Genomic DNA, 7,227 nt, shown 5'->3' on the forward strand with positions numbered 1-7,227 from the left:
CTGGACGCCAACGATGGCGCGACGGACCTGGCGTTCCGCAAGAAGCTGGCCGCCCGCGCCTTCGCCGCCACCGCCGCCTACGATTCGGCGATCGGCCAGTGGTTCGCTGGTGTTGATCAGGGCGAGAAGTTCCCCCCGCGCATCAGCATGACGCGCGTACTAGCGGGATCGCTGCGTTACGGCGAGAATCCGCATCAGGACGCAGCGCTCTACCTCCCCGCCGGCGCGCACGTGCAGGGTCTGCCGCAGGCGGAGCAGGTGCAGGGCAAGGAATTGTCCTACAACAACTATAACGACGCTAACGCCGCGCTGGAATTGGTGGCTGAGTTCCGCGATCAGGCCCCGGCGGTCGTGATCGTCAAGCACGCCAATCCGTGCTGCGTGGCGCAAGCCGGATCGCTGCTGGACGCGTGGAACGGCGCCTTGCAGTGTGACAGCGTGTCCGCGTTCGGCGGCATCGTTGCCGTGAACCGCACGCTGGATGGCCCCACCGCAGAGGCGATCTGCCAGATCTTCACCGAAGTGGTGGTCGCCCCGGGAGCCGATGAGGCCGCGCGCGCGGTCTTCGCCAAAAAGAAGAACCTGCGCCTGCTGCTGACGCAAGGGCTGCCCGATCCGCGCCGCGCCGGCCAGACCCTGGCGCTGATCGCGGGCGGGATCCTGGTTCAGGACCGTGACAATGGCGCGATCAACGCGGCGGACCTGAAGGTGGTGACCCAGCGCGCGCCCACCGAGCAGGAACTGAAGGACTGCCTCTTCGCCTGGACGGTGGCCCGCCACGTCAAGTCCAACGCGATCGTCTATGCCAAGGATGGCGTGACCGCCGGCATCGGCGCAGGCCAGATGAACCGCCGCGATTCGTCGCGGATCGCCGCGATGAAGGCTGCCGAAGCCGCGCAGACTTATGGCTGGGCAACCCCGCGCACCATGGGCAGTGCGGTGGCTTCCGATGCGTTCTTCCCCTTCGCCGATGGCCTGCTGGCCGCGGCCGAAGCGGGCGCGACCGCGGTGATCCAGCCGGGCGGCTCTATTCGCGATGACGAAGTGATCAAGGCCGCCGACGATGCCGGCCTTGCCATGGTCTTCACCGGGATGCGCCACTTCCGCCATTGATCGCCCGCGATCCGGGATGGACCGTTTGGCATTCGTCAGCGCGCGCTCATCCAGATTAAGGCCGTTTGAAGGCACCGTTCAGGACAGGGCAAGCGCCTTACATCCATACCGCCCATCGACGGCGGAACGAGAGTTTACGATTGGACGTTGAAATGAGTTTTTTGAAAACCGAATTCGCGCGCTTTTTCATGCTTGGCTTTGCCGGCGGCGCGGTCCTCGTGCTGGGCACGCTGGGCATCGGTTCTGCGGTCGACATCGCGAACGGCATCGTTCCCGCCGCGCAAGCCGCGCAGGCTAACTGAGCCGCACGATGCGCCGCTTGGCCGCCCTGCTCCCGCTACTTGCCGCTTTCAGCGCCTGCACCCAGGCCGCACAGGCAGAGCAGGCGGTTGCCGCTCCGGCGGCTAAAGTTCAGTCCAACGACGTGGGCCCGCGTGAGACCGCCATTTTCGCCGGTGGCTGTTTTTGGGGCGTGGAAGCGGTTTTCAGCCATGTGAAGGGCGTGACGAGCGCCGTTTCCGGCTACTCCGGCGGCACGCGGCAGACCGCACAGTACGATGTGGTCAGCGGTGGTGACACCGGCCATGCCGAAGCGGTTCGTGTCACCTGGGACCCGAAGGTGGTCCGTTACGATCAGCTTTTGCGCATCTACTTTTCGGTGATCGCCGATCCTACCCTGCTCAATCGCCAGGGGCCGGACACGGGCAGCCAATATCGCACCGCGCTGATGCCGCTTAATCCCGAACAGGCGCGGGTCGCCAAGGCGTATGTCCAGCAGCTGGGCCAGGCAAAGCTATGGTCGCGCCCGATCGTAACCCGGATCGAGCCGTATCGCGGCTTCTTCCCGGCAGAATCGCACCATCAGGATTTCGCGCTGCGCAATCCCGATCATGGCTATATCGTGCGGTGGGACGCCCCCAAGGTGGCGGCACTGAAAGCCACCTACCCTGCCCTCTACAAGCCGGGCTTCACGCGCAACTGAGCGCGACCGTTGCGCCCGCGCGTTGGCAGGGCCATATCGGCTTCATGCCCGGGCATTCCCATCACGAACATTCAGGTGACAACCTGGTATCCGCCGCACGCAACGCGCTGGTCGATGCGGGCGAACAATGGACCGACATGCGCGCAGACGTGTTCGATGCGCTGGCCTCGTGCGAGCGTCCCGCCTCCGCCTATGATCTGGCCGAAAGGGTATCCGGCCAGCGCGGCAAGCGCGTGGCGCCCAACAGCGTCTATCGCATCCTGGATTTGTTCGTGCGCACCAATCTGGCCCGCCGCGTGGAAAGCGCCAACGCCTATATCGCCAACAGCCACCCGGGCTGCCGGCATGACTGCATCTTCCTTATCTGCGATTCGTGCGGAAACGCGGTCCACATCGACGATGATCGGCTGACCGGTTCGCTGATCGGCGCCGCAAAGGACGCTGGGTTTGCCGACGTGCGCCCCGTGGTGGAATTGCGCGGGATCTGCGCGTCCTGCAACTGACGGCGGGGCACATGCCCGGTGAGGAATACTGTACCTTGCGGTTTTTCCTGTCATTCAGGGCATGACGCTCATAATGCTTGTTGTCCTGTTCGACAGAATAACAATGCGTGTGTAGAACCCTTTCATGACAGCCGACCCGGCAACCCCTCTCCTCGATACCGTCAACACTCCTGACGACTTGCGCAAACTGAAGCCGACCCAGCTGCGCCAGCTGGCGGACGAACTGCGCACGGAGATGATCAGCGCCGTGGGGCAGACCGGCGGGCACTTCGGTTCGGGCCTCGGCGTGGTCGAGCTGACGGTGGCCTTGCACTATGTGTTCAATACGCCGGACGATCGCCTTATCTGGGACGTGGGCCACCAGGCCTACCCGCACAAGATCCTGACCGGCCGGCGGGACCGCATACGCACTTTGCGCCAGGGTGGCGGCCTGTCCGGCTTCACCAAGCGTTCCGAGAGCGAGTACGATCCGTTCGGCACGGCGCACAGCTCCACCTCGATCTCGGCCGCGCTCGGCTTTGCGATTGCCAACAAGCTGACCGGGGCACCGGGGCGCGGCATCGCGGTGATCGGTGACGGCGCGATGAGCGCGGGCATGGCCTACGAGGCGATGAACAACGCGCGCGATGCGGGCAATCGCCTGGTCGTGATCCTGAACGACAATGACATGTCGATCGCGCCGCCGGTGGGGGGGCTTTCCGCTTATCTCGCGCGGCTGGTCAGTTCCGGCCAATTCCTGGGCCTGCGCGAACTGGCGCGCAAGTTTGCCCGCAAGCTGCCCCGCCCGCTGCACAACGCCGCCCGCAAGACCGACGAGTTCGCGCGCGGCATGGCGATGGGCGGCACCTTGTTCGAGGAGCTGGGCTTCTACTATGTCGGCCCGATCGATGGGCATGACTTGGACGCCCTGGTTCCGGTGCTGGAGAACGTGCGCGATGCCGCCGCCGGCCCGATCCTGATCCATGTCGTCACCCAGAAGGGCAAGGGGTACGCGCTGGCCGAAGCGGCGGCTGACAAGCTGCACGCCGTCCAGAAGTTCGATGTGATCACCGGCGAGCAGGTGAAAAGCGCGGGCGGCCCGCCCAGCTACACCAATGTCTTTGCCAAGGCCCTGCTGGCCGAGGCCGAGAAAGACAGCCGCATCTGTGCGATCACCGCGGCAATGCCTGGCGGCACCGGGCTCGACAAGTTCGCGCAGACCTTTCCCGATCGCTCTTTCGACGTGGGTATCGCCGAACAGCACGCCGTCACTTTCGCCGCCGGCCTCGCCGCGCAAGGGATGCGCCCGTTCTGTGCGATCTATTCCACCTTCCTGCAGCGCGCGTTCGACCAGGTGGTGCACGACGTCGCGATCCAGAACCTTCCCGTGCGCTTCGCCATCGATCGCGCCGGCCTGGTCGGTGCAGACGGCGCGACGCACGCCGGTTCGTTTGACGTGACGTACCTGGCCACGCTGCCCAACCTGGTGGTGATGGCGGCGGCGGACGAGGCGGAACTGGTTCACATGGTCCACACCGCCGCCGAATATGACGCCGGGCCGATCGCTTTTCGTTACCCGCGCGGCAACGGTGTGGGCGTCGATCTGCCGGAAACGCCGCAGTTGCTGGAAATCGGCAAGGGCCGCCTGGTGCGCGAAGGCACGAAGGTGGCGCTGCTCTCGCTCGGCACCCGCCTGGCCGAAGCGCTCAAAGCCGCTGACTTGCTGGAGGCCAAGGGGCTATCCACCACCGTTGCCGATCTGCGCTTTGCCAAGCCGCTAGACACCGACCTGATCCGCAAGCTGATGATCAGCCACGAAGTCATCGTGACGGTGGAAGAAGGCTCGATCGGAGGCCTGGGCGCCCACGTCCTCACCATGGCGAGTGACGAGGGCCTGACCGATTCGGGCCTCAAGATCCGCACCATGCGCCTGCCCGACGTGTTCCAGGATCATGACAAGCCCGAGAACCAGTATGACGAGGCTGGCCTGAACGCGCCGCAGATCGTCGATACCGTGCTCAAGGCGCTGCGCCATAACAGCACCGGCGTGGCCGAAGCACGGGCCTGAGCTCCATCATCGTCCCGGACTTGCTCCGGGACGGTCTGGCTCGCGAGCCCCGGTGGACTGGCTAGGCGCGCAACGCCGCCACGAACAGCAGCACCAAACCCCCCACCGCGATTACCATCTGCGGTGGTCGCAGCTTCTCGAAGTAGCGCGGGGCCGCGCCGGATCGCGCCGCGAACGGATCGTAGATCAGCGACGAGAGATAGCCCACCGCCAGTAACGGCAGGGCCAGGATCGGGGGCAGCACCAGCGCGATCAGCCCGCTCCAGAAGCGCACGCCGAACACCACGATCTGAGAAGCGCGCGGACCTCCGGCGGTAAAGAAGCTCAGCCCGCGCACCACGCCCGCCAGGAAGATCAGGATCGCGGAAGCCCACAGGCAGCCCAGCGTCATGGCCCAGGGGATGCCCAGCAGCGCCAGGATGCCCGCAACCAGGATAACGGTGGTGGGTCCGTATCCCAGGACAAGGCTGAGCCATGGCGTATGGGCCGGCGTATCGGTTCGCGGTTGGGTCACACTCGCAGCAATGCGCGAGCGGGCGGCAGGTTCACCGCCCTGCCCGCGAAGGCAGGAGCGGTGACGCAAATCTTCAGCGTGGCCGCACGGCGGGATGCATTCCCGCTTCCTGCGCTTCCAGCCCCGCCTGCGGCAGGCCGCGCAAGTCATCACCCGGATCGCCATCGTCCAAGGTCTCGACATGCATCCAGCGCTTCACGATCCGCGAGAGCACCAGCACCACCACCGCGACGCCGATCGTGACCCAGCCGATCTTGGAATAGATCGCCAACGTCAGTTCCTTGCTCATCTCGCCGCTTTCACCGCCGGTCGCCTCGCCGATCTTGCCGGCCACGAACTGGCCGACCGCGGTCATGTAGAACCACGCGCCCATGATGAAGCTGCCCAGGTGCGCCGGCGAAAGGCGCGTCATGGCGGACAGGCCCACCGGGGATAGACAAAGCTCGCCCGTGGTCTGCAGCAGATAGACCAGGAACACGAAGATCACCGGCGTCAGCGCCGCCATGCCCACGCTCTGCGCGCCCCAGACGAAGACCAGGAACGAGAGGCCCACCTGCACGAGCGCGAAGCCGAACTTGGCGGGCGCTGACGGCTCGATGCCCTTGCGCCCCAGCCATTGCCACAGCCCGGCGAAGATCGGCCCCAGCATGATGATGTAGATCGGGTTGATCGACTGGAACAAGCTGGTCGGCACGCCGCCACGATCCACGTACTTGTCCGTATAAAGGTTGAGACTGCCGCCTGCCTGCTCGAACAAGCCCCAGAACACCGGGTTCAGCGCCACCAGAAACAGGATCGCGAACATCCGCTCGCGCGGTTCCTTGGGCAGCTTGAACGCCTCGTAAAGCGTATAAAGCAGCATCGCCACGCCCGATACGATCAGCAGATTCTGGATCGCGCCCTGGTATTGCACCAGCAGCCAGATCACGCCGACAGAAGCCACGCCCACGGCATAGAGGCTCCACTCACGATTGGTGGGCAGCGCCTTGGGCGGCTCGCCCTGTCCTTTCAGCGCCGGCTTGCCCAGCATGAAGATGATCAGGCCCAGCACCATGCCGATGCCGGCCAGGCCGAAGCCCCAGGACCAGCCCAGCGTCTGCCCCAGGTACCCCACCAGGATCGTGCCCAGCGCCGCGCCGGTGTTCACGCCCATGTAGAAGATGGTGTACGCGGCATCGCGGCGCGGATCGGTCATCCGATAAAGCTGGCCCGCGATCACCGAGATGTTGGCCTTCAAGAAGCCGGAGCCGACCACGATCAGGGCCAGTGCCAGCCAGAACACGTTGATCGCCGGGTCCGCCTGCTTGACCAACGGGTCGGTCACGCCCTGCATGCCTTCGTACGCCATGCAAAGGTGGCCCAGCGCCAGGATCACGCCGCCGAACACCACGGCCTTGCGCTGACCCAGGTAGCGATCCGCCAGATATCCGCCCAGAACCGGGGTGATGTAGACCAGACTGTTATAGCCGCCGTACATCAGGTTGGCCTTGCCGTCGCTGAACAGCCAGAACTGCGTCAGGTACAGAACCAGCAGCGCGCGCATGCCGTAGTAGGAAAAACGTTCCCACATTTCGGCATAGAACAGCACGAACAGGCCACGGGGATGCCCGGCGAACTCCTCGCTCTTGCGGGTGGAGATGACACCACCGATCACCAGCACCGCAAAGAGCGCAACCGCGGCGATCGCCGCGATCCAGTCACCCTCGTTCCAGCTCCCCATGCTTTTCATGCGGTATCCTTGTTGTTTTGCCCATGACCCAAGCGGCACACGCTAGCGTCCGCAGAAGTCCAAGCAAAGCGCCATGATGCATACCCACGGCAGGGGGGTGCCCCGTACTTGCGCGGCACAAAAAGCAAAATTACTGTACAAAAGTCATCTTTCGTTGCGGAAAATCCGAAATAGTGGCACTTCAACATATGGTAGGAACAGTGTCTCAGCCTATCGGGACACTGAAGATGGGGGCCACATGATCAGGTCTGAGTTGCTGCAAGCGTTGGCGAAGGAAAATCCCGAGCTGCGGCTCGACGACGTGGAGCGTGCGCTCGATACTTTCTTTGACGAGATCGG

At 64.6% G+C, this 7,227-nt stretch carries 7 protein-coding genes and 1 pseudogene; 6 read left to right on the forward strand and 2 right to left on the reverse strand.

All coding sequences use genetic code 11. The features are described from left to right. The 5 genes from purH to dxs all read left to right on the forward strand — a co-directional run. On the forward strand, nucleotides 1–1,113 hold a 1,113-nt coding region (purH, locus tag ACHWRX_RS13125; protein ID WP_394659528.1), incomplete at its 5' end, for a bifunctional phosphoribosylaminoimidazolecarboxamide formyltransferase/IMP cyclohydrolase. 140 nt (nucleotides 1,114–1,253) lie between these two features. Then, nucleotides 1,254–1,415: a hypothetical protein gene (locus ACHWRX_RS13130; protein ID WP_183615955.1), complete on the forward strand. Its 162-nt coding sequence runs from the start codon at nucleotides 1,254–1,256 to the stop codon at nucleotides 1,413–1,415. 8 nt (nucleotides 1,416–1,423) lie between these two features. Further along, entirely contained in the window at nucleotides 1,424–2,095 is a 672-nt protein-coding gene (msrA, locus tag ACHWRX_RS13135) for a peptide-methionine (S)-S-oxide reductase MsrA (RefSeq protein WP_394659529.1), read from the forward strand. Between the two features lie 44 nt (nucleotides 2,096–2,139). Beyond that, nucleotides 2,140–2,598 carry a Fur family transcriptional regulator gene (locus tag ACHWRX_RS13140; protein ID WP_183615675.1) on the forward strand — a complete coding sequence of 153 codons (459 nt, stop codon included), beginning with the start codon at nucleotides 2,140–2,142 and terminating at the stop codon, nucleotides 2,596–2,598. Between the two features lie 124 nt (nucleotides 2,599–2,722). Beyond that, a complete protein-coding gene (gene dxs, locus ACHWRX_RS13145; protein WP_288487596.1) occupies nucleotides 2,723–4,645 on the forward strand; it encodes a 1-deoxy-D-xylulose-5-phosphate synthase in 1,923 nt (640 codons plus the stop codon). 61 nt (nucleotides 4,646–4,706) lie between these two features. Here the strand turns inward: dxs and ACHWRX_RS13150 are convergent, their stop codons facing one another. Together ACHWRX_RS13150 and ACHWRX_RS13155 are read right to left on the reverse strand one after the other, a co-directional pair. Further along, entirely contained in the window at nucleotides 4,707–5,159 is a 453-nt protein-coding gene (locus ACHWRX_RS13150; RefSeq protein WP_183615673.1) for a DUF3429 domain-containing protein, read from the reverse strand. Nucleotides 5,160–5,232: 73 nt separating this feature from the next. Next, nucleotides 5,233–6,888 carry a peptide MFS transporter gene (locus ACHWRX_RS13155; RefSeq protein WP_394659530.1) on the reverse strand — a complete coding sequence of 552 codons (1,656 nt, stop codon included), beginning with the start codon at nucleotides 6,886–6,888 and terminating at the stop codon, nucleotides 5,233–5,235. A gap of 238 nt (nucleotides 6,889–7,126) precedes the next feature. Between ACHWRX_RS13155 and ACHWRX_RS13160 the strand changes: the two are divergent. Continuing rightward, a pseudogene (locus ACHWRX_RS13160) lies at nucleotides 7,127–7,227 on the forward strand (integration host factor subunit beta); the annotation flags it as partial.

The organism is uncultured Novosphingobium sp., assembly GCF_964277725.1.
GTDB lineage: Bacteria > Pseudomonadota > Alphaproteobacteria > Sphingomonadales > Sphingomonadaceae > Novosphingobium > Novosphingobium fluoreni.